The 1,102-nt window shown below is 41.0% G+C and carries 2 protein-coding genes; both read left to right on the top strand.

Translation table 11 applies throughout. The annotated features are described in order from the left end of the window. Positions 1–210 (top strand): DUF5050 domain-containing protein (locus tag ASG81_RS04725; RefSeq protein WP_155971215.1); only part of this gene is annotated, 210 nt, incomplete at its 5' end. A gap of 224 nt (positions 211–434) precedes the next feature. Further along, positions 435–953 (top strand): DUF2199 domain-containing protein, encoded by a 519-nt coding sequence (locus ASG81_RS04720; protein ID WP_056629747.1) that lies wholly within the window; start codon positions 435–437, stop codon positions 951–953. Positions 954–1,102 lie beyond the last annotated feature (149 nt).

The following is a 1,102-nucleotide window of genomic DNA, read 5'->3' as shown; positions in this document are numbered from 1 at the left end:
CACGATGCTCGCAATATTAACGTGCAAGGTGACTGGCTTTATTACAGTAATTATTCAGAATATAGCAAGAAATTGTATCGAATAAACCTTGTCGACCATACGACTCAAAAGCTCAGCGACGAAAAAACTTTTTACCTTCACATCATAAGCAACAAGATTTTCTTTTATAACCCTGATGTCTCTAGCGTTGAAGAGATCATTGTTGAATGAAGAACGCGATTGAGCTAACGGGTACGTTAGCTCCATAAACACTAGACGAGGCTACCGGCATAAAACGGCAGCCTCGTTGAGCTAACGGGCAGGCTAGCACGGAACGTTGGGGTTTTGGGATGGGTATGTAGAGGGTTTAGCAGGAATAGGGGACTAAACTGTGGAACTAAGGTAAAATCCAATTTCTAATCGAGAACCCATACTTATCTAGAGGGGAAAACATAATGAATAATAATATCGGCTTTGAATGTTCTTGCTGTGGCGAGTTTCATGAACTCCCTATGAGTTATGGTAGCCCTGCTCCTTATTACTGGTACGGAATTGATCCAGGAGAACTTGATGAGCGCAGTGAGCTCACTTCTGATCAATGTGTCATTGAGGAAAAATACTTCTTTATACGTGGATGTATCGAGATTCCTGTTTATGGTCAAGATTCACCATTTATTTGGGACGTTTGGGTTTCATTAAGCGAGGAAAACTTTCTTCGTACCAACGAATTTTGGGATGAAGAAAGCAGGGAAGAAATTGTGGAACCTATGTTTGGTTGGCTTTCAACTTCGCTTCCATGCTATCCAGAGACATTAAACGTGAAAACCATGGTAAATACCCGATCGGTAGGTATCCGTCCATATATTGAACTTGAACCAACAGACCACCCTTTAGCTATTGAACAAACAAAAGGGATCTATATGACTAGGGTTCAAGAAATTGCTGAAATTCTCTGCAGAATGAACGAGGCTTAGGAAACATGATTGCGCTAAACTGGTAACGATAGTTGATACCAAAAGGGCTGCCGCGTGGTCAATGTCATTTAGTTAAGGTGCAGGTCCAAATATCAAGAAAAAGAGCAGGTTATCGAAAAAGATAGCCCGCTCTTTTTTTTGTACGAAAA

The sequence above is a fragment of the Paenibacillus sp. Soil522 genome, assembly GCF_001428245.1.
In the GTDB taxonomy this organism is placed as follows: Bacteria; Bacillota; Bacilli; order Paenibacillales; family Paenibacillaceae; genus Pristimantibacillus.
The sequence above is the reverse complement of the archived record's forward strand: the minus strand, read 5'-3'. Positions and strand labels throughout refer to the sequence as shown.